The sequence below is a fragment of the Streptomyces sp. NBC_01176 genome (genome assembly GCF_045039825.1).
GTDB lineage: Bacteria > Actinomycetota > Actinomycetes > Streptomycetales > Streptomycetaceae > Streptomyces.
Genome location: NZ_CP108600.1, coordinates 5,281,906 through 5,301,618, shown reverse-complemented (window position 1 = coordinate 5,301,618; position 19,713 = coordinate 5,281,906). Strand labels below are relative to the sequence as shown.

Below are 19,713 nucleotides of genomic sequence, written 5' to 3'. Positions count from 1 at the left end.
GACAGCAGCACAGGACAGCACACCCAGGAGGTCGACATGATCTGGAAGAGGATCTCTCGGATTTCCCCGGTCACGCACTCCCGCGAAGGCGGCGACCCGGCCGGGCTCGACCTGGCCCTCGCCGTGGCCCGTGAACTGCACCTGCCGGTGCCGCGGGCGCCCGAGGTGGCGCTCCCGGCCGCCGTCCCGCAGCTGATGGGCCTGCGCACCCCCGCCACCCGCCCGCACCGCCGCAAGGTCCCGCTGAGCAGGCTCTCCACGCTGGCGGGCTGAACGTCCCACGGCAGTACGGGACACTCCTTCCGCGTCTGAGCCTTTTCCTCCCGACTGGGACGGTTCTTCCCCGACTGGTGCTTTCCGTCCCCGCCCGGAAACGTGCGACGCTGAAGGCCGTCAGACCCTCCACCCCACCGCACCCGAGGACTCCCGCCCATGAGCCCCGCCGAAGGCGACCGTGAACCACAGCGCATCCTGATCGTCGACGACGAGCCCGCGGTGCGCGAAGCACTCCAGCGCAGCCTCGCCTTCGAGGGATACGACACCGAGGTCGCGGTCGACGGCGCGGACGCGCTGGAGAAGGTGACCGCCTACCAGCCCGAGCTGGTCGTCCTGGACATCCAGATGCCCCGGATGGACGGCCTGACGGCGGCCCGCCGGATGCGCGGAGCCGGCACGACGACCCCCATCCTCATGCTGACGGCCCGTGACACGGTCGGGGACCGGGTGACCGGCCTCGACGCGGGCGCCGACGACTACCTGGTCAAGCCCTTCGAGCTGGACGAGCTGTTCGCCCGGGTCCGGGCCCTGCTGCGGCGCAGTTCGTACGCGGCGACGGCGGGCGCCGCCCCGGACGAGGACGCGCTCACCTTCGGCGACCTGCGGATGGACCTCGCGACCCGCGAGGTCACCCGGTCGGGCCGGGCCGTGGAACTGACCCGCACCGAGTTCACCCTGCTGGAGATGTTCCTCGCGCACCCGCGCCAGGTCCTCACCCGCGAACAGATCCTGAAAGCCGTCTGGGGCTTCGACTTCGAACCGTCCTCCAACTCCCTCGACGTCTACGTCATGTACCTGCGCCGCAAGACCGAGGCGGGTGGTGAGCCGCGGCTCGTGCACACGGTGCGCGGAGTCGGGTACGTGCTCCGCTCGGGCGGCGCGGAGTGATCAGAAGGTTCCGCTCCCTGCCGATCCGTTCCCGGCTGGCGCTGCTGGTGGCGGCGGCGGTGGCCTTCGGGGTGGCGGCGGTCTCGGTGACCTGCTGGTTCATCGTGCGGGGGAAGCTGTACGACGAGATCGACAACAACCTGCAGGACCAGAAGCAGGCCCAGCAGTACACGCTGGTCCAGTCCGTCCTCAACGACTGCCGCAAGGAACCGAGCAACGAGAACGACTTCCACGGACGGTTCGACGACTACGCCCAGGTGATCAACTCGGACGGGACCGTCTGCGTCTTCGGGTACTCGGCGGGCTCGGTGACGGTGACCGACGGCGACAAGGCCGTGGCCAAGCACCCGCAGTTCAACAAGAGCGCACCGCGGAACGGGACCGACACCAAGGGCAACGACGTACGGGTCCTGGCGATGCCGCTCGTCGTCACGAACTTCCCCGGCGAACTCCCCGGCACCCGCGTCCTGTACAGCGACCGCGCCTATGTCGTGGCCGTGCCCCTCAAGAGCACCCAGGCCACCCTGAACGACCTGGCCCTCGTCCTGCTCCTGGTCTCCGGGATCGGCGTGGTCGGCGCCGGCGCGGCCGGGCTCGCGGTCGCCCGGGCGGGCCTGCGCCCCGTCGACAAGCTCACCGAGGCCGTGGAACACGTGGCCCGCACGGAGGACCTCTCCATCCGCATCCCGGTCGAGGAGGACAACGAGGACGAGGTCGCCCGTCTCTCCCGCTCCTTCAACTCGATGACGTCCGCGCTGGCCAGCTCCCGCGAGCTGCAACAGCAGCTCATCGCGGACGCCGGCCACGAACTCCGTACGCCCCTGACCTCCCTCCGTACGAACATAGAGCTCCTCACCCGCAGCGAGGAGACGGGCCGCCCGATCCCCCCGGCCGACCGCAAGGCACTCCTCGCCTCCGTCAAGGCCCAGATGACCGAACTGGCCTCGCTCATCGGCGACCTGCAGGAGCTCTCGCGTTCGGACGCCGGCCAGCAGGCGAACACCGTGCCGACGGTCCCCCTCCAGGACACGGTCGAGGCGGCACTGCGCCGCGCACGGCTGCGCGGACCCGAGCTGACGATCACGGCGGACCTCCAGCCCTGGTACGTCCGGGCGGAGCCCACCGCGCTGGAGCGGGCCGTCGTCAACCTCCTCGACAACGCGGTGAAGTTCAGCCCGGAGGGCGAGGCCGTCGACGTCGTCCTCAAGGACGGCGAACTGACCGTCCGCGACCGCGGACCCGGCATCCCCGCCGAGGAACTCCCGCACGTCTTCGACCGCTTCTGGCGCTCCCCGTCCGCCCGCGCGCTCCCCGGCTCGGGTCTTGGGTTGTCGATCGTGGCGCGTACGGTGCAGCAGGCGGGCGGCGAGGTGTCCCTGCGGCCGGCCGCGGGCGGCGGCACGGTGGTGTCGGTCCGCCTGCCGGGAGCGCCCACACCGCCGCCGGAGACGGCCCTCGACCAGGAGTGACCGCGGGGAGCGGGGAGCGGGCCGCTCACGGACTCACCGGCGCCGGCTCGGTGAGGGGCCGTTCGGCTCCCCGTAGGGCACGGGACGGCCCGTGAAGGCGTCCAGGAGGACGCGGTCGCCGAGCCGCCCGGCCAGTCGCACCGTCACCTCCTGGCGCAGCATCACACCCGCGCAGGGACCTTCGCGCACCCCGGTGACGAAGGCGGACAGCACCACGCTGCCCCCGGTCTCCAGCACGTGCACGGCGGGCCCGTCGTCGCAGGCCCCGTGTTCCGCGCTCACGGTCGCCGACCGGCCGTCGCCGGCCACCTCGACCAGCCCGGCGAGGGGCGCCAGTTCGCTCGTGGACACCTGCCGCTGCGGCCCGATCGGCGGCGGGGGGAGCTTCGAGGGGGCGACGGCGGCCCGCTTGAGCGGGGTGTCGTACCCCTCCAGGGTGAACAGCCAGGCCGGAACCGTCGCCGGGCCACGGCTGGTGGCCAGGGTCATCACGCCCGGCCTCGCCCCGGTCACCGTCAGGTGCGGGCCGTCGTTGCCTCCCCGGGCCACGGACCCGTACGCCTCGCGTGCCCCGACCAGCGGCAGGAGGAGCGGGGCTCCGCTCCTCCACCGCACCTCCCCCTCCGTGCGACCGGCCGCGGGAAGCGTGCCGCGCAGGACGAAGTTCTGCGTCGTGAACGCACGTTCGTCGGCGCCCGCGTGGAAGCCGCCCGCCGGCGGCTGCACCGCCTCCCCCATCGGGTGGTAGCCGGCGCGCCACGTCCGCGCGGCCCCGGATCCGTCCCAGGCCGCGGCGACTTGGCGGGCACGGGCCTGCCTGCGCGCTTCCGTGCCGGTGTCACGGCCCTGCGCACCGTGGCCACGGGTCTTCGGGCCGTCGCAACCGGCGACGGCACCGGATCCGACGGTCAGGAGGGCGAGGGCGAGGAGCAGGCGGGCGGTGCGCGTGGTCTTCGTACGCATGGGATCCCCAGGGACGGACGTCGGCGGACGGAGTCGTGCGGCGTGGAACCCGCACCGCACCTGTGACGCCCGGCCCCCGGGCCGCGTTCGGTCCGTTCGTCCCGTGGCCGCGCACGATGCCGCATCGTTACCTCCCCCGTGCCGGGCGACCGGGCACGGACACCGCCCGCACGGCACGGACACCGCCCGAACTGCGCGGCGGATCCGACCGGTGACGGCGAGGCCGTACGCCACCCGCCGTACGCCACCTACCGATCGCCACCCGCCGACCGCCGCGGCACTAGACGCTCCGCGTCACCAGGGAGCCGGTCTCCGGCGTCGCCAGCCGCGCGTACGCGCCGCCCCTCGCCAGCAGTTCGTCGTGTGTGCCGGTCTCCAGCAGCCGGCCGCCGTCCACGACCAGGATCCGGTCCGCGTCCGGCGCCAGTGACAGATCGTGCGTGATCATGATGGTGGTGCGGCCCGCCATCAGCCGCCGCAGCGGCCGCACCACCCGGCGGGCGGCGATCGAGTCGAGCCCGGCGGTCGGCTCGTCCAGGACCAGGACGGGCGCGTCGCGCAGCATGGCGCGGGCGATGGCGACGCGCTGGAGCTGGCCGCCGGAGAGCGCGGCCGTGCCGGGGGCGATCCGCGTGTCGTACCCGTCGGGCAGCGCGCTGACGAAGTCGTGCGCGGCGGCGTCCCGGGCCGCCCGCTCGATGTCCGCCCGGGACGCTCCGGGCCGGCCGCACTCGATGTTCTCGCGGATCGTGCCGCGCAGGACCAGGGTCTCCTGGGGCAGCAGCGCGACGTTCTCGCGAAGGAACTCCAGGGACATGTCGGGCAGGGGGACGCCGTCCAGGCGGATCACGCCGGCCGTGGGGTCGTAGAAGCGGGTGAGGAGTCTGGAGAGCGTGGACTTCCCGGCGCCACTCGGACCGGTGACGACGACGAGTTCGCCGGGGCCCGCCGTGAAGGTCACGTCGCGCAGGGAATCGCGCTCGGCGCCGGGGTGGCGGAACGACGTGCCGTGGAAGTCGACCCGGCCGCGCACGGGCCAGTCCGGGACCGGCTCGGCGGGTTCGGTGACGGCGGGTTCGGTGTCCAGGATCTCCTGGATGCGTTCCGCGCCGGCGGTGGCGGCGGTGAGGGTGAGGCCGAGCCCGCCCAGACCGCGGATCGGCGGGTACAGATACCCGAGGAACGCGGCGAAGGCGAGCAACCGGCCCAGCGACATGCGCCCCTGCGAGATCTCCCAGGCACCGAGGCCGATCACCACGAGCACGCACAGGGTCTCGACGACCTCGACGAACTGCTCGTACCTCTCGCTCGCCCGTGCGCCGCGCACCGATGCCCGCATCCAGGCGCGCGCCTCGCGGTCGAGCCGCCGCTCCTCGGCGCGCCGGCGGTTGTAGGCCTGGGTCAGCACCACGTTGCCGAGCGACTCCTCGACGACCGAGGTGATCGCGCCGTCGGCGGTCCGTTCCTCCTGGGAGGCCTGTCTGATCCGGCCGGAGAAGCGGCGGGCGACGACGAGGAAGAGCGGGGCGAGGACGAAGGTGACCAGGGCCAGGTCCCAGCGCAGCCAGAGCGCCGCGGCGGCGTAGAAGACGGCCGAGAAGGCGGCGGAGACCGTGCCGACGACACCGGACACGACCATCTGCTCGATGGCCTCGACATCGCCGGTGAGGCGCTCGACCAGGTCGCCCCGGCGGTGCTTCTGGAAGAAGTCGGGGGGCAGGTCCTGGACATGCCGGAAGACGCTCGCGCGCAGCCGCAGGACGAATCTCTCGGCGGTCCACACGGCGAGGGAGTTGCCGAGGTAGCCGACGATCGCGCCGATCACGGACACGCCCAGCCAGGCTCCGGCCGGCCCCCAGAACGCGGCGAGCGATCCCGACTTGAGCGCGTGGTCGGTGAGCTGCGCGAAGAGCAGGATCGCGGCCGTCTCGGCGAGCGCGGCCACGACCACGCAGCCGACGATCAGCACCATCCATGCGCGGTCGCCGCGGGTCAGCGGCCAGAAGCGTGCGAACACGGCCCGTACTTCACGCATATCCACTCGGTTTCCCTTTCCGGTCCTCGAATTGTCCGGCAAAGCCGAGGCGGGGCCACCGGAAGGGAATTCCGGGGACCCCGCCTCGTGCGATGCGCCGGCTCGCCCCGAGCGATCTTCCGGCCTGTCGCGCGATCCGCTAGCGGCCCTGACGGCTCACCGGGCGCGGCTTCGGGGCGGCCTTCTTCGCGCCGGGCTTCGGCGCGTGCTTGGCAGCGTGCCGGGGGGCCGGGGCGGCCTTGTGGGCGTGCTTGACCGGGGCGATCCTGTGGAAGCTCATGAGTTCTCCTTCTTCGCTTCGGGTGAATTCCCTTTGCCGTTCGCGCTGTTCGCTTTCGACATGGAAAACACTACGGCGCCCCGGACCAGGAATCCGCCAATTCCGCTGAGACCTGCATGAATTGCGACTGAAAAAGGTTCTCAGGACGACGGCGGAACCAATCGGCCGCTCACACAGAATTGATGACGCCTCGTACCCGGGACTTACCGACGCAAGGCCAGGACGATTGAATTCAGCGAGGTTTTGTCAGCGCCCGACCGACAGCCCGGTCCCCGTCACGTCGACCCGTATCCCGTCCCGCTCCACCCGCACGTCCCGCAGCCGGATCCGTCCGTCCGCCGGATGCGGCAGCCGGAAGCCGAGCGAGAGCTGGTCGACGAGGACGGGGCGGGTCAGGCGGGAGAGGCCGTCGAGCAGTGCCGGGTCCAGCCCCAGCCGCTTCAGGAGCTCGGGGTGGGCCGTCGCCAGGTCGAGGAGGTTCAGGCGCATCGCCTGATGGACGAAGGCCGGCGACCCCGTCAGGGACGCGAGTTCGGTGTCGTCGCGCAACGCCTCGCGCACCACCCGGTCCGGGACCCCGAGCCTGCGGACGACCGACGGGACGGACAGCAGCGCCCTCGCCCTGGCGGTCTGGCCGCCGAGGCGGGCCGCCGAGCGCGGGGTGAGGTGGAGGCCCTCGGAGGCGCGGACACCGGGGCGGTACGTTGCCAAGTCGCCTATGTCCAGGCGCATTCCGTCGATGTGGGTGGAGATGCCGCGCGTCCCGTCGCGCCGGATGCGCGCGTCGGCCCGGAGCCTCAGGTCGTGTCCGGCGACCGGCAGGGTGCCGCGCGCACGCACTTGGTCGCGGCCGTGCCCGGTGAACGTCACCTGGGAGGAGCCCAGTTCGCGGTTCAGGTCGTCGAAGGAGAGCAGCACCTCGCCGTGCAGCTCGGGGATACGGGCGCCGTGCACGTCGGTCGGTCCGTCGCTGTCGAGCCGTACCCGCGTCGCGGTGGCCGACACCTTCGCCAGGGAGACCCGGTCGGCGGCCACGTCCGGCACGGTGACCCGCACGGAGTCCAGCCGGTCGTCCGCGAGTTGGGTCAGGAAGGGGAAGCCCCCGATCTCGACCTCGGGCGCGGCGGTCAGGCGCAGTTGGTCCTTGAGTGTCTGCGCGGCCTGGTGCTCGGCGTACAGCAGCGCCCAGCGGTCGGCGAGCGTCAGGAACGCGGCGAGGGTCACGACGAGGACGGCCGCCTTCATCGCGAACGGCGGTCCGGCGAGGTGCCTGCGGCGGCGTCGGCCGCCCCGGCGGTGGTTGGGCGGGGCCCACGCCCCGCCCGGCTCTTCGCCCGGCTCTTCGCCCGGCTCCTGGTGGGGCGGGCCACCCGGCCAGGTCTCCGGCCCGGCACCCGGCTCGTCCTCGTGGAAGAAGTCCTCCAGCGGGCCCGCGCCGCCGAGGGTGCCCAGTTCGTCGTACGGGTTCGGGTAGCGGTCCGGCGGGTCGTCCGGGAGGTCGTACGGATGGTCGTACGGGTTCGGGTGGTGGTCGGCCGGGTCCGGGTGGTGGTCGGCCGGAAGGGGATGCGCTGTCATGCGGTGGGGGGTACGCATCGTCTCATCCGACCATGCGTACCGCCCCCGACCGCAACCGCAACCGTCCGGATGCGATCTACTTCACGATCTTCGCCGGTTCCGGTGCCCGGCCCCGACGGCTACTGAACGACCGTGACACGGTCCGCCGAGGGCACCGGATAAGGCGCCGTGGCCGAGGAGTTGGCCGTCAGGTAGGACTCGAAGGCGGCCAGGTCGTCGCCGCCGACCAGGACGTTCGTACCCTTGCCCAGTTCGGCGAAGCCGTCACCGCCGCCCGCGAGGAACGAGTTCATCGCGACGCGGTAGCCGGCGGCCGGGTCGATCGCCGTGCCGTCGAGCTTGACCGAGCCGGCCACCACGCGGGTGGCGCCCGTCTTGGTGAGGTCCAGCGTGTAGGTCAGGCCCTTGGAGATCTGAAGGATCTTCGGCGCGGCCTCGTTCGCCCCGCTGACCTGCTGCTGCAGTGCGGTGATCAGCTGGGCGCCGGTGAGCGTCACGAGGTTGACGGTGTTGGCGAACGGCTGCACCGTGTACGCCTCCCCGTACGTCACCACGCCGTCGCCCTCGCCGCCGCTCGCGGTGTAGGTGAGGCCGGCGCGGATACCGCCCGGGTTCATCAGCGCGATGTCGGCCTCCGGGTCGACCGACTTGGCGTACGCGAGCTGCGCGTCGGCGATCATGTCACCGAGCGGGGACTCGGTGCCGGCGTTCCCGATCTCGCCCGCGATGTAGCCGATGGGGCGCGAGGCGATGGGACCGGCGAGGGTGTTCCACTTCGCGATCAGGCCCGTCATGTCGGCGGCCTTCGCCACGTCACGGGTGACCACGTGGTTCGCGGACTTCACCGCCGTACGCGCGATGTCACCCGTCCAGCGGTCGTACGTCAGCGTGGTGTCCGTGTAGAGACGGCCGAACGAGGAGGCCGACGTCACCATCCGGGGGTTGCCCGCCGGGTCCGGGATCGTGCACGCGTACGCCTGGTGGGTGTGACCGGTGACCAGCGCGTCCACGGCCGGCGTGACGTTCTTCGCGATGTCGACGATCGGGCCGGAGATGCCGTCGCCCGCGCCGGGGCTGTCGCAGTCGTAGTTGTACGCCGCCGAGGCGGGCGCGCCGCCCTCGTGGATCAGCGCGACGATGGACTTCACGCCCTGGCGCTGGAGCACCTTGGCGTACTTGTTGATCGTCTCGACCTCGTCACCGAACTTCAGGCCCTTGACGCCCTCCGCCGACACGATGTTCGGGGTGCCTTCGAGGGTCACACCGATGAAGCCGACCTTGACGCCGTTCTTCTTCCACACCCAGTAGGGCTTGAGGATCGGCTTGCCGGTCTTCTCGCTGGTGACGTTCGCGGCGAGGTAGGGGAAGTCGGCGCCCCGGAACTTCGCCTTCTTGTCGTAGCAGCCGTCCGTGGGGTGGCAGCCGCCGTTCTGCAGGCGGGCCAGCTCCTTGGCGCCCTCGTCGAACTCGTGGTTGCCGACGCTCGTCACGTCCAGGTCGAGCTTGTTCAGCGCGTCGATCGTCGGCTCGTCGTGGAAGAGCCCGGAGAGCAGCGGGGAGGCGCCGACCATGTCACCGGCGGCAGCCGTGATCGAGTACTTGTTGCCCTTGCGGGCGTCGCGCAGATGCGTGGCGAGGTACTCGACACCGCCCGCGTCGATCGACTTCGTCGTCCCGTCCGCCTGGAGCTCCGTGACCCGGCCGGAGGAACCGGACGGCGGCTCCAGGTTGCCGTGCAGATCGTTGAAGGACAGCAGTTGTACGTCCTGGTAGCGGCTGCTGCCGTGGTGGTGCCGGGCGGTCGCCCTGTCCTGCCCCGCGCTCGCCGGCATCGCGGCGGCCAGGGCGGCGACGGTGGCCAGGCCCGCGGCACCCGCGAGGAGGCGATGGGTACGTCTGTTCCGGAACGTCGGCGGCATGGGGTCCCCCCTGGAGAACGGTGAGAGCTACGAGTGTCACGAGCACGGTGCGACGGCCGTGGCTTTGCACGCACTTTAGAATCAACGCGCGTAGCACACCAGGGGGTTCGGGGTTACGGACTGGTTGCCATCGCCTCACCGGCAGACGCACGCGCGGGGACCCGCGAGGGGGCGCACACGGAGTTGCCGCGTGGGTCGCCCCGCCGCCGGGAGGCGGCCCGCCCCGCCACGATCCACATCCACCCCGCCCAACTCCTTGTCCGGAAAAGAGCGCGCCGTACCCTCGTATCCATGACCAGCGACGACACCGCACCCCCCGCGCTCTCCCGCTCCATCGAGACCTCCAGCGCGCTCTCCCCCGCGCAGGCCGAGGACGTGCTCCGGCTGCTCTCGGAGGCCGCCCTGGCCGACGGACAGCAGGCGGTCTCCGAGCAGGGTCGACTCCAGCTGAAGGGCGGTGCGCGCGAGGGCGTACGGCACCTGCTGCTGACTCTCGGCGACGTGCTGGTCGGATACGCCCAGTTGGAGGACACCGACCCGGTCGAGGCCCCGGCCGCCGAGCTGGTCGTGCACCCGGCGTACCGTGGGCACGGCCACGGACGGGCGCTGGGTTCGGCGCTGCTCGCCGAGTCCGGCAAGCGGCTGCGGGTGTGGGCGCACGGCGGGCACTCCGCGGCCCGGCATCTCGCCCAGGTCCTCGGGCTCACCCTCTTCCGCGAACTGCGCCAGCTCCGGCGGCCGTTGACCGACCTCGACCTGCCCGAGCCGAAGCTCCCGGACGGGGTGCGGGTCCGTGCCTTCGTGCCGGGCCGGGACGACGCCGCCTGGCTCGCCCTGAACGCCGAGGCCTTCGCCCACCATCCCGAGCAGGGCGCCCTCACCCAGCGCGACCTGGACGACCGCATGGCCGAGCCGTGGTTCGACCCGTCCGGGTTCTTCCTCGCCCTGCGCGGCGACGAACTCGTCGGTTTCCACTGGACGAAGGTCCACGCCACGGAGGGCCTCGGCGAGGTCTACGTCCTCGGGGTCAGCCCGGCCGCCCAGGGCGGCGGCCTCGGCAAGGCCCTCACCACGATCGGGCTCCGCCATCTCGCGGCGCAGGCTCTGCCGACCGCCATGCTCTACGTCGACGCCGACAACACCGCGGCCGTGGCCGTGTACGAGCGCCTCGGTTTCGTCACCCACGAGACGGACCTGATGTACCGCAGCGAGTCCTGACGGACCCGGGCGGGACCGACGCGCCCCGGGCGGGGCCCTACCTCTCCGGAGGCCGGCCGTACTGGGCGGAGCCCGGCGTACCCGGGGCGCAGTCCTACGTACCCAGCCGGGGGCCGGCGGTACGTGAGCAGGGCCCGACCTTTCCGGAGGCCCGGCCGTAGCTGGGCGGAGCCCGGCGTACCGGGGGGGACCTACCTACCCGGGGTGGAGCCATACGTACCTCCGCCGGGGGCCGGCCGTACCCGGGGCGGAGCCCGACGTACCCGGGGCGGGACCTACGTACCCGGGCAGGACCTAGGTACCCGGGGCAGAACCCGGCGTACCTGGGCGGGACCGATGCTCCCGAGGGCGGAGCCCCACGTACCCCCCGGCCGGGCCCGGTACCTGAGCGGGGTGCCGCGCACCCGGGGGGCTCGGCCCTGGCTGGGCGGCGCCCGGCGGGCTCGGGGCGGAACCCGGAGCACCCGGGGCGGAGCCCGACCGGTGGTGGGGCGGAGCCCTCAGCGGCGGGCGGGGGTCGGCGGGCGCCACGCCCGTGCGGGTTCCGTGCAGCACGCCGCGCAGAGCAGTGCCGCCACGGCCAGGACGGCCGCCCACCGCTCGTGGGCGGCGTCCCAGTGCGGGTCGTCCACGGCCACGACCAGCGCCCACCGCTCGGGCAGCAGCAGGGTCGGCACCGTCATGGCGGTGACCAGCAGCCCCGTCGCGACGGCCGGGCCCGGCTCGGTCCGGTCCGTGAACCGTACGGCGGCGGACGCGGCGGCCAGGGCGGTCGCGGCGATCGCGGCCGCCTCCAGGGTGAGGGCGCCGGCCGGGGGCCGCGTCCGCTCCGGTACGAGGAGCAGCGCGACCGTCCACCAGAGCGCGGCGGCCGGGGCCACCAGCGCCATCCGCAGGCCGCTGCGCAACGGCCTGCGGGCCGGTACCGCCGCGGTGGTGTGCCGCGCCGGGTCGTCCAGCAGGAACGCCAGTCCCACGGCGAGGACGAGCGCGGCTCCCCGCAGCAGGTTGAGGCACAGCCACGGATCCGGCTGGCCGGGCAGCAGGCGCGGGATCCCGGCCAGCAGGAGCCCGAGACCGCCGCAGGCCGCGAGGGCCGTCCGGGGCAGGGTGCGCCAGACGGGCCGCACGAGGGCGCGGATCATGAACTGCTCCCCGTTCGTCCGTCCACGGTTCGTACGCGTCCCCTCCGTGCGCCGACTGTTCGTGCGCGCCCGCTTCGTCCGCCCCCTGTCCGTACGCTCCCGCTTGCGCCGGCTGTTCGTACGCCCACCGTTCGTACGCTCACGCCCCGTCCGCCGGCGGATCGCGCACGCGCGTCCGTGTCCGGCGCGGTCATCCCTCGCACGAGTCACCGTCCGGTGCCGGGTCCGTCGCCCCCGCCTTGGCCGGCACTCCCAGCAGCTCCGCCACCCGGGCCGTCGAGGTCTTCGGGGAGATCAGCTGCGACCAGTGGGCCTTCACCTTGGCGGTGACGCCGTAGCGGGGCTTCGTCAGCAGCTCCCGCACGATCCGCGTCTGTTCGGCGGTCATGGAGAGCGGCTCCGCGGGGGCCAGGACGATGGCGGAGCCGGTGACGCTGTCGTCGAGGCGGACGTGCCGGAAGAGGGTCATCGGGTCGGACTCCGCGCCCAGTGCCAGCCACATGATGGTCACCATGCGGGCGTCGCACACCGCGCTGCCCGCCTTCTCGTTCCCCGCGACCAGGACGGACGCGACGGCGACCGCGAACTCCGGGACCCGGTTGCCGCCCCAGGCGGTGCCCACGGTCACCTGGCCGGGCACGGTGGACGGTTCGAGGGCCGGGTTGTCCGCCAACCCGGAGCGGGCGTCGACGCGCTGGCGCACCGTCAGCCGCTCTCCCCAGGCGGCGCCGCCCGCGAGGCTCCGGACCCGGTCGACGACGGTGGCCCAGTCGGCCGTGCGGCCCTTCCACTCGGGGAAGGCGCAGTACACCGAGGTGCCGTGCTCCAGACACGACTGGACCTTCTCGGGGGTGAGCGAGGCCCGTTCACGGGCCGCGACCGTCGCGGCCGGGGTGCCGCCGGACTGGGCGACCGCCCCCACCAGCGTCAGGGCGAGCGCACCCGCGAGGACCACCTGGACGGTCCTCGTACGGCCGCCGCCGACCAGCACGGCGAGAACGGCCACGAACAGGGCGAGCCCGAGGAGGTACAGCGCGTGCCAGGCGGCCGGGCGGCCCAGCAGGTCGGAGGGGAACGGCCTGGCGCCGGTCTCGGCGACGACCGGGGACAGCCAGTCCGTCCAGCCGGTCCCGCCGGAGGTGCTCCCGCCGAGCGCCTGGGTGAACAACAGGAAGACGAGGAGGACCGGCGCGGCCACGGCGGAGGGGACCAGGCGCCCGAGGAGGACACCGAGCGCGCCGAACAGCAGGACCGTCAGCGGGCCCACGGCCAGTTCGGCCGGTGAGCCGTGCCCGACGGCACCGGGCTTGAGCGCTTCCCAGGTGAACTGGACGGTCACGCAGACCGCGACGAACAGGGCGGCCGGGACGACGGACAGCGCGTGCGCGACCGTACGCCGCCAGGGCTCGACGACCAGCACCCCGAAGAGGCGTTCCGTGTCGTCGCGGTGGGAACGCCGGACGGCGCGGTTGACGCACAGCATGACCGAGAGGCCGACGAGCATCGGCATGCTCTGGGTGGCCCGGTCGACGTCCTGCAGCACGGGGTAGTCGCCCGTCCGGCTCGTGCACTGCCAGACAATCCAGCCGACGTACAGCAGCGCGACACCGATGAAGGACAGGTAGAGGCGCAGCTCGCGTGCCTCGAAGCGGGCGAGGGCGGCCACGGCCGCCCAGGGGTGCGGCTCCCGCGCCGGCTCGACGGCCCTGGCGGGGGTCTCCAGTACGGTGCTCATCCCGCCGCCACCTCCGCGGGCGTGCCGTCGAGGGTGAGCAAGTACCCGTCCTCCAAGGTCGGTTCGAGGAGTTCGGCGCCCGGGGGCGGGTCGCCGACGTTGCGGAAGGAGCCCGTGCCCGTGCGCCATCCGGCGCGTGCGGCCGGGTCGCGCTCGGCGCTGCTCCACACATGTCCGTCGGCGCGTGCGGCCAGTTCGGCGGGGGTGCCCTCGAAGAGGACACGTCCATGGGCCATCACGATGACGCACTGGCAGAGCATCGCGACGTCCTCGGTCTGGTGGGTGGAGAGGAGAACGGTGCGTTCCTCCCCCGCGCGGGCGATCAGCTCCCGGAAGCGCATGCGCTGTTCGGGGTCGAGGCCGACGGTGGGCTCGTCGAGGACGAGGAAACCGGGGTCGCCGACGAGGGCCGCGGCCAGCGCGACCCGCTGGCGCATACCGCCGGACAGCTTCTTGATCCGCTTGCCGCGTACGTCGGTCAGGTCGACGGCCTCCAGGACCCGGCGCACCTCGCGGTGCCGGGCCGTACGGTCCGTCTGCTCCTTGAGGATCGCCACGTAGTCGACGAACTCGAAGGCCGTGAAGTCCGGGTGGAATCCCGGGGCCTGCGGCAGATAGCCGAGCGTGCGCCGGACGTTCTGGCGCCCGGCGGGCGTGGCCGGGTCGTGTCCGAGCACGGTGAAGGCGCCCCGGTCGGCGGGCACGGCGGTGGCGAGCACCCGCAACAGGGTGGTCTTTCCGGCCCCGTTGGGACCGATGAGCCCGGTGACACCTTCCTGGAGCCGCACCGACACGTCGTCGAGGGCGGGGGTCCTGCCGTAGCGGAGGCTCAGCCCGGAGGCGGAGACGGTGGGGGTCATACGGCGCTCCTGCGGGAGTGGTCGAAGAAGGAGGACGAGGTGAAGGGGACGGAGGGGAGGGGTGAGAGGGGTGAGAGGGGGGACAGGGCGGAGACGGGGTGGGCCGGTGAGGTGGCCGTGGGCGTCCTCACCCGTCGCCCCCGCCGTCACCGCCTCCGGTGTCCCCGCCGATGTCCCCCGCGAAGGACCGTCCGCGGTGGCGGTCGGGGGCGCGGACGACCAGGTGGAGCAGCTCGGCCGCGAACGCCGCGAGGGAGACGGCCATCAGCAGCACGGCCTTCAGGAGGCGCAGCCGCCGCTCCCGCCGGGTGACCGGCGTGACCGGCGCGACCGGCGTGACCAGTGCGAGCGTCACGGCCTGTGCGGGTGGTGTGCGGTCCGTCATCCCGTGCCTCCTCGGGTGAACCCCCGGAACGGCTTCCGGGGGGACGACGCGTCGAACCCGTCGCGCGCCAGGTACAGCAGCCCGGCGGCCAGCGCGGCCACCGCCGCCGCGACGCCCTGCCCGGCCGCCGTGAACGGCGCGGGCGTCGTGTGGTGGGTCCCGGCCGCCGACGCCGTCAGCGCGATCAGCGTCACCCACACCGTGGCGACCAGGCCGGGCGCGAACACCGGGCCCAGCCGGGGCGTCAGCGCGAGCCCGGTCCCGGTGAGGGCCAGCGCGGGCAGCAGCCAGGCCAGCGCGCGCAGCCCGTACGCGGGCAGCGCGAGGGTGGCGAGACCGTTCAGACCGAGGACGACGGTCAGCACGGCGAGCGTGCGGATCATCAGCAGCCGGAATCCGTGCGTCGGTGCGACGACCGCCATCTCGTACGTCGGGTCGAGCACGGGCCCGTACGACAGCGCGACCCCGGCGAGCGGGAGCAGCGGCGCGAGGGCCAGGAACAGGTTGGGCGCGGTGGCGGTCTGCGCCGAGTCGGCCGCCGCCACGGTCATGACCAGCACGGCGGCGACCGCTCCCAGCCAGGAGCGGCGCAGCACGGGTGCGGCGGCCAGCAGGCGCGCGGTGTGGTCGGCGACGCCGATGCGCACCAGCAGTGACTCGAGCAGGCGCGGCCGCGGTGCGTCCAGTTCGGCGTCGAGCCGTTCCCACCCGGCGTCCAGCGCGACCGGGTCGGCCGCCGCGGCGAGCGTCTCCCGGCAGTGCGCGCACGTGGCGAGGTGGGTGTCCGCGGACCAGAGCCGGGGCGGGGTGAGTTCTCCTCGCGCATAGGCCCGGATGTCGTCGTCCGGCACGTGCCAGGCCGTGCCGGTGTCCTTGTCGATGCCGCTCATGCCAGCGCCTCCCGCAGCTGCTTGCGCGCCCGCTGGGCCCGCGTCTTGACCGTGCCGGGCGGTATGCCGAGCAGGACGGCCGCCTCCCTGGTGGTGAGGCCGTCGATCACCGTGGCCTGGAGCACGGCCCGCAGTTCGGGCGAGAGCCGGACCAGGGCGCCCGCGAGGTCTCCGTGCTCCACCCCCGCGAGCACGCGTTCCTCGGCGGACGCCTCGTCCCGGTGGCGCAGGCGGGCCAGGGCCTGCCGCAGCCGGCCGCGTGCGCCGTCGCCGCGCAGGGTGTCGATCAGCCGCCGGGAGCCGACGCGCCAGAGCCAGCCGGCCGCGTCGCCCTCCTCCCGGTAGCGCGCGGTGCCGCGCCAGACGGCGAGGAACGTCTCCTGTACGACGTCGTCGACCACCCCGGCGTCCGCGCACCGGCCGCGCAGGCGTGCGGTCAGCCACGGCGCGTAGCGCCGGTACAGCTCCTCGAAGGCGCGACGGTCCCCGTCCGCCGCGATGGCCCGCAGCAGCTCCCCGTCGCTTCTCGTTTCCCTCACATCACCTCATCGGACGAGCCCCGGCGATCGGTTCACGTTCGCGCCGACGGATTTCGCACTTGACTCACGGCACCCTCCTGCACCACCCTTTCACTACTCAATTAGTGAAAGGGTGGTTGCCGAGTGGTGGAGTACCGCATCGACCGGCGCAGCGGTGTCGCCACGTACGTCCAGATCGTCCAGCAGACCAAGCAGGCGCTGCGCCTGGGCCTGCTCGAACCCGGCGACAAGCTCCCCACGGCCCGCGAGGTCGTGGAAGCCACCGCGATCAATCCGAACACCGTTCTCAAGGCCTACCGCGAGCTGGAGCGCGAGGGCCTGGTCGAGGCCAGACGCGGCCTCGGTACCTTCGTCCGCCGCTCACTCGGCACCACCACCCCGGCCGACTCGCCCCTGCGCGCCGAACTGGACGCCTGGGTGACACGAGCTCGCGAGGCGGGGCTCGGCCGGGACGACATGGCGGCGCTCTTCACCTCCGCACTCGACGACCGCTTCACTCAGGAACACGCCAAGGGAGACCAGGAATGAGCAACACCGCCATCGAGGCGGCCGGACTCGGCAAGCGGTTCGGGCGACGCGGGAGCTGGGCACTGCGCGCGTGCTCCTTCCGGCTCCCCGCGGGACGCGTCTGCGCCGTCGTCGGTCCCAACGGCGCGGGCAAGTCGACCCTGCTGTCCCACACGGCCGGCCTGCTCGCCCCCACCGAGGGCGCCCTCACCGTGCTCGGCACCCACCCGGCCGCCGCCCGCGAGCGCGTCGCGTACGTCGCCCAGGACAAGCCGCTGTACCCGCAGCTCACCGTGGACCAGACGCTGCGCCTGGGCCAGGAGCTCAACCCCGCCCGCTGGGACGCCCGGGTCGCCGGGCGGATCGCGTACGAGGTCGGCGGCCTGGACCCGAAGAAGAGGATCCGCGCGCTCTCCGGCGGCCAGCGCACCCGGGTCGCCCTCGCCCTCGCGCTCGGCAAACGGCCCGAACTCCTGCTCCTGGACGAGCCGATGGCCGACCTCGACCCGCTCGCCCGGCACGAACTGATGGGCACCCTGATGGCCGAGGCCGCCGAGTACGGGACGACGGTCGTGATGTCCTCGCACGTCGTCGCCGAACTGGAGGGCTCCTGCGACTACCTGCTGCTGATAGGCGACGGCCGGGTAAGGCTGGCGGGCGACCTGGACGACCTGCTGGCCGCGCACACCCTGACCACCGGCCCGGTCCGCGACCTCGCCCCGCACACCGTGGTCGAGTCCCGCACCACGGGACGCCAGCAGACCGCCCTGATCCGCCCGCAGGGCCCGTACCCCGCCGACACCGGAGCCACCGCGCCCTCGCTGGAGGACCTGGTCCTCGCGCATCTGCGCAACCCCGCGGCCCCCGCGCTGATCCTCGCACCCGCCCGCACCCAGGAGCCCGCCGTATGACCGAGCTCGCCACCACCGGCACCCCGGCGGCTCCCGTCCGCCGCCCGTCGGCCTCGCGCGGCCTGGTCCGGACGGTCCTGCTGCTGCACCGCCCGGCCCTCTGCGCCGGGGCGGGCCTGTTCGCCGTCCTCACCGTCCTGCTGCTGTGGCTGCACGGCCCCGCGATGGACGCGGCGGCCACCGCCTGGCGGCAGTACGACCACTGCCGGGAGTCCGCCTGCACCTACGACCAGGACGCGCTCCTCACCTACAAGTCCTTCTCCCAGTACGCCACCATCGCGGTGACCCTCGTGCCCTTCCTCGTCGCCGCCTGGGCGGGCGCGTCGCTGTTCGGCCGCGAAATGGAGACCGGGACCGCGCGACTGTCCTGGACCCAGTCGGTCTCCCCGGCCCGCTGGCTCACGGTCAAGCTGGCCCTCCCGGCCGCACTCGTGACCGCCGGGACGAGCGTGCTGGTCCTGCTGCACCAGCGGACCTGGCGCAGGAGCCAGAGCCGGATCGACACCGCCAAGGGCTGGGCCGACCCCCTCGTCTTCCACGCCAACGGCCCGACCACCGTCGCCATCGCCCTGTTCGGTCTGGCCGCCGGCGCGCTGGCCGGCCTCGCGCTGCGCCGCTCGCTGGGCGCGCTCGTCGTCTCCCTGATGTTGACGGCGGGCGTCCGGGGCGCCGTCGCCCTGGCGCTGCCCCACCTCTGGTCACCGGTGCGGACCGTCACCAGCCTGCACCACAACGGCCCCAGGAGCCTCGGCCTCACCGTCGACGAAGGCCTTCTCACCTCCGACGGGGGCCGCCTCGCCGACCCGTACTGCGGCAGCGACCTCAGCACCCGCTGCCGCGAGCTGTACGCGAAACTGCACGCCACCGGCTTCTACAGCGACTCCCACCCGTACTCCCACTACTGGCCCCTCCAGTGGGTGGCGACCGGGATCGTCCTCGCCCTCACCGCGCTCGCCGTCCTCACCGCCTTCCGGCTGCTGGCCCGGCAGGTCGGCGCCGCCCCCAAGGGGAGCCGCCGATGAACGCCGTCAGCGGAGTCCCGTGGACCGTCCTGCGCCTGCACCGCCCGGCACTGGCCCTGTGGGGCGCGTTCGTGGCCACCGTCGCCGGGCTCCTGGTGTGGGCGGTCGAGGTCCAGGCCGACAAGGCCCGGGCGGAGCTCGCCCACTGCGCGCACCACGACACCTGCTCCACCATCGCCACCGTCGACTACGGCGACCTCCTCCGCTGGGCCGCCGTCGTCGTCTGCTGCTCCTTCTACGCCGTGGCCGCCTGGGCGGGCGCCTCCCTGGTCGCCCGCGAACTGGAGTCGGGCACCGCACGGCTGGCCTGGACCCAGTCGGTGTCGCCGGCGCGCTGGCTGGCCGCCAGGCTCGCCGTTCCCGCGCTGGCCGTCACGCTCGGCGGTGCGGTGCTCGTGCCGCTGTTCCGCTGGGCCTGGTCGAACAACCCGGACCGGCTGGACGACGGCTGGAGCGGCTTCAACACCTTCGTCGCCCTGGGCCCCGCGACGGTCGCGTACGGCCTGTGCGCGCTGGCCGTCGGCGCGCTCACCGGCCTGCTGCTGGGACGCGCGCTGCCCGCCCTCGGCGTGACCTTCGCCGTGATGCTGCTGCTCAACCAGGTCCTGGGGGCCTGCCGCGCCGACCTGTGGCCCAAGGTCACCCGGACCGGCGCCACCGAGACCGCTCTCCCCCACCGGGCCTGGCAGCTGGAGAACGGGGTGCTCGTCCACGGCCGCCGGGTCGCGAACCCCGACTACGGGCAATGCGTCGGCACGGCCGCTCGGATCAGACGCTGCGCGGCCGACCACGGGATCACCGGCCACTACTCGGTCTACCATCCGTTCTCCCACTTCTGGCCCCTCCACCTGGTGGAGACCGGCATCGTCCTCGCCGTCACCACCGCGGCCACCGCGGTCACCTTCCGGCTGCTGCGCCGCCGCACCGCGTAGACCCGGCCCCCCGCACCGCGGGAAGGGGCGGAACCGGCCCCCGCGACCTGTCCGTACGCCCTCCACGGGGGTGGGGACGTACAGGGCCCCCGGACATCTGGACGTCCGGGGGCCGCTCCCCGATATCCCGCACGTCATGTCGCCGTAACCATCGATTCAGA

General features: G+C 73.3%; 19 protein-coding genes. 8 read left to right on the top strand and 11 right to left on the bottom strand.

Annotated elements, in window-relative coordinates; all coding sequences use genetic code 11:
* Positions 1–36: 36 nt before the first annotated feature.
* From OG199_RS22865 to OG199_RS22855, 3 genes are all read left to right on the top strand, one after another.
* On the top strand, positions 37–273 hold the full coding sequence (locus OG199_RS22865) for a hypothetical protein (RefSeq protein WP_356799938.1): 237 nt from the start codon (positions 37–39) through the stop codon (positions 271–273).
* A 159-nt stretch (positions 274–432) separates the two neighbouring features.
* Positions 433–1,164, top strand: coding sequence for a response regulator transcription factor (locus OG199_RS22860; protein WP_356799940.1), 732 nt, complete (start codon positions 433–435; stop codon positions 1,162–1,164).
* Positions 1,161–2,633 carry a HAMP domain-containing sensor histidine kinase gene (locus tag OG199_RS22855; RefSeq protein WP_356799942.1) on the top strand — a complete coding sequence of 491 codons (1,473 nt, stop codon included), beginning with the start codon at positions 1,161–1,163 and terminating at the stop codon, positions 2,631–2,633. Before OG199_RS22860 ends, OG199_RS22855 begins: the two co-directional genes overlap by 4 nt.
* A gap of 33 nt (positions 2,634–2,666) precedes the next feature.
* On the opposite strand, the gene OG199_RS22850 is transcribed toward OG199_RS22855, so the two are convergent.
* From OG199_RS22850 to OG199_RS22830, 5 genes are all read right to left on the bottom strand, one after another.
* A complete protein-coding gene (locus OG199_RS22850) occupies positions 2,667–3,596 on the bottom strand; it encodes a hypothetical protein (RefSeq protein ID WP_405831017.1) in 930 nt (309 codons plus the stop codon).
* A 280-nt stretch (positions 3,597–3,876) separates the two neighbouring features.
* Entirely contained in the window at positions 3,877–5,631 is a 1,755-nt protein-coding gene (locus tag OG199_RS22845) for an ABC transporter ATP-binding protein (protein WP_405834643.1), read from the bottom strand.
* Between the two features lie 139 nt (positions 5,632–5,770).
* On the bottom strand, positions 5,771–5,911 hold the full coding sequence (locus OG199_RS22840; protein ID WP_356799946.1) for a hypothetical protein: 141 nt from the start codon (positions 5,909–5,911) through the stop codon (positions 5,771–5,773).
* 246 nt (positions 5,912–6,157) lie between these two features.
* Positions 6,158–7,507: a DUF2993 domain-containing protein gene (locus OG199_RS22835; protein WP_405831015.1), complete on the bottom strand. Its 1,350-nt coding sequence runs from the start codon at positions 7,505–7,507 to the stop codon at positions 6,158–6,160.
* A 101-nt stretch (positions 7,508–7,608) separates the two neighbouring features.
* Complete coding sequence (locus OG199_RS22830; protein ID WP_405831013.1) at positions 7,609–9,408, bottom strand: bifunctional metallophosphatase/5'-nucleotidase; 1,800 nt, start codon at positions 9,406–9,408, stop codon at positions 7,609–7,611.
* A 291-nt stretch (positions 9,409–9,699) separates the two neighbouring features.
* On the opposite strand from OG199_RS22830, the gene mshD reads away from it, so the two are divergent.
* Entirely contained in the window at positions 9,700–10,626 is a 927-nt protein-coding gene (gene mshD / locus OG199_RS22825) for a mycothiol synthase (protein ID WP_266700074.1), read from the top strand.
* Positions 10,627–11,126: 500 nt separating this feature from the next.
* Here mshD and OG199_RS22820 read toward each other — a convergent pair whose 3' ends face one another.
* From OG199_RS22820 to OG199_RS22795, 6 genes are all read right to left on the bottom strand, one after another.
* Positions 11,127–11,771, bottom strand: a complete 645-nt coding sequence (locus tag OG199_RS22820; protein ID WP_405831011.1) for an ABC transporter — start codon at positions 11,769–11,771, stop codon at positions 11,127–11,129.
* A gap of 190 nt (positions 11,772–11,961) precedes the next feature.
* A complete protein-coding gene (locus OG199_RS22815; RefSeq protein ID WP_405831010.1) occupies positions 11,962–13,506 on the bottom strand; it encodes an ABC transporter permease in 1,545 nt (514 codons plus the stop codon).
* Positions 13,503–14,366, bottom strand: coding sequence for an ABC transporter ATP-binding protein (locus tag OG199_RS22810; RefSeq protein WP_401800150.1), 864 nt, complete (start codon positions 14,364–14,366; stop codon positions 13,503–13,505). Before OG199_RS22810 ends, OG199_RS22815 begins: the two co-directional genes overlap by 4 nt.
* Positions 14,367–14,493: 127 nt before the next feature.
* Positions 14,494–14,751 (bottom strand): hypothetical protein, encoded by a 258-nt coding sequence (locus OG199_RS22805; RefSeq protein WP_405831009.1) that lies wholly within the window; start codon positions 14,749–14,751, stop codon positions 14,494–14,496.
* The gene (locus OG199_RS22800) at positions 14,748–15,641 is read right to left on the bottom strand and encodes an anti-sigma factor family protein (RefSeq protein ID WP_401800145.1); all 894 of its coding nucleotides are present in this window, start codon (positions 15,639–15,641) and stop codon (positions 14,748–14,750) included. The genes OG199_RS22805 and OG199_RS22800 overlap by 4 nt, the downstream gene beginning before the upstream one ends.
* Positions 15,638–16,180: an RNA polymerase sigma factor gene (locus tag OG199_RS22795; protein WP_401800143.1), complete on the bottom strand. Its 543-nt coding sequence runs from the start codon at positions 16,178–16,180 to the stop codon at positions 15,638–15,640. The genes OG199_RS22800 and OG199_RS22795 overlap by 4 nt, the downstream gene beginning before the upstream one ends.
* Before the next feature lie 123 nt (positions 16,181–16,303).
* Here OG199_RS22795 and OG199_RS22790 point away from each other — a divergent pair, with 123 nt between their 5' ends.
* The 4 genes from OG199_RS22790 to OG199_RS22775 are packed head-to-tail and all read left to right on the top strand — an operon-like array spanning position 16,304 to position 19,552.
* The gene (locus tag OG199_RS22790; RefSeq protein WP_356799964.1) at positions 16,304–16,708 is read left to right on the top strand and encodes a GntR family transcriptional regulator; all 405 of its coding nucleotides are present in this window, start codon (positions 16,304–16,306) and stop codon (positions 16,706–16,708) included.
* Positions 16,705–17,598, top strand: coding sequence for an ABC transporter ATP-binding protein (locus OG199_RS22785; protein WP_356799966.1), 894 nt, complete (start codon positions 16,705–16,707; stop codon positions 17,596–17,598). The genes OG199_RS22790 and OG199_RS22785 overlap by 4 nt, the downstream gene beginning before the upstream one ends.
* Positions 17,595–18,620 (top strand): ABC transporter permease, encoded by a 1,026-nt coding sequence (locus OG199_RS22780; protein ID WP_405831007.1) that lies wholly within the window; start codon positions 17,595–17,597, stop codon positions 18,618–18,620. The genes OG199_RS22785 and OG199_RS22780 overlap by 4 nt, the downstream gene beginning before the upstream one ends.
* Positions 18,617–19,552: a hypothetical protein gene (locus OG199_RS22775; protein ID WP_405831006.1), complete on the top strand. Its 936-nt coding sequence runs from the start codon at positions 18,617–18,619 to the stop codon at positions 19,550–19,552. The genes OG199_RS22780 and OG199_RS22775 overlap by 4 nt, the downstream gene beginning before the upstream one ends.
* Positions 19,553–19,713 lie beyond the last annotated feature (161 nt).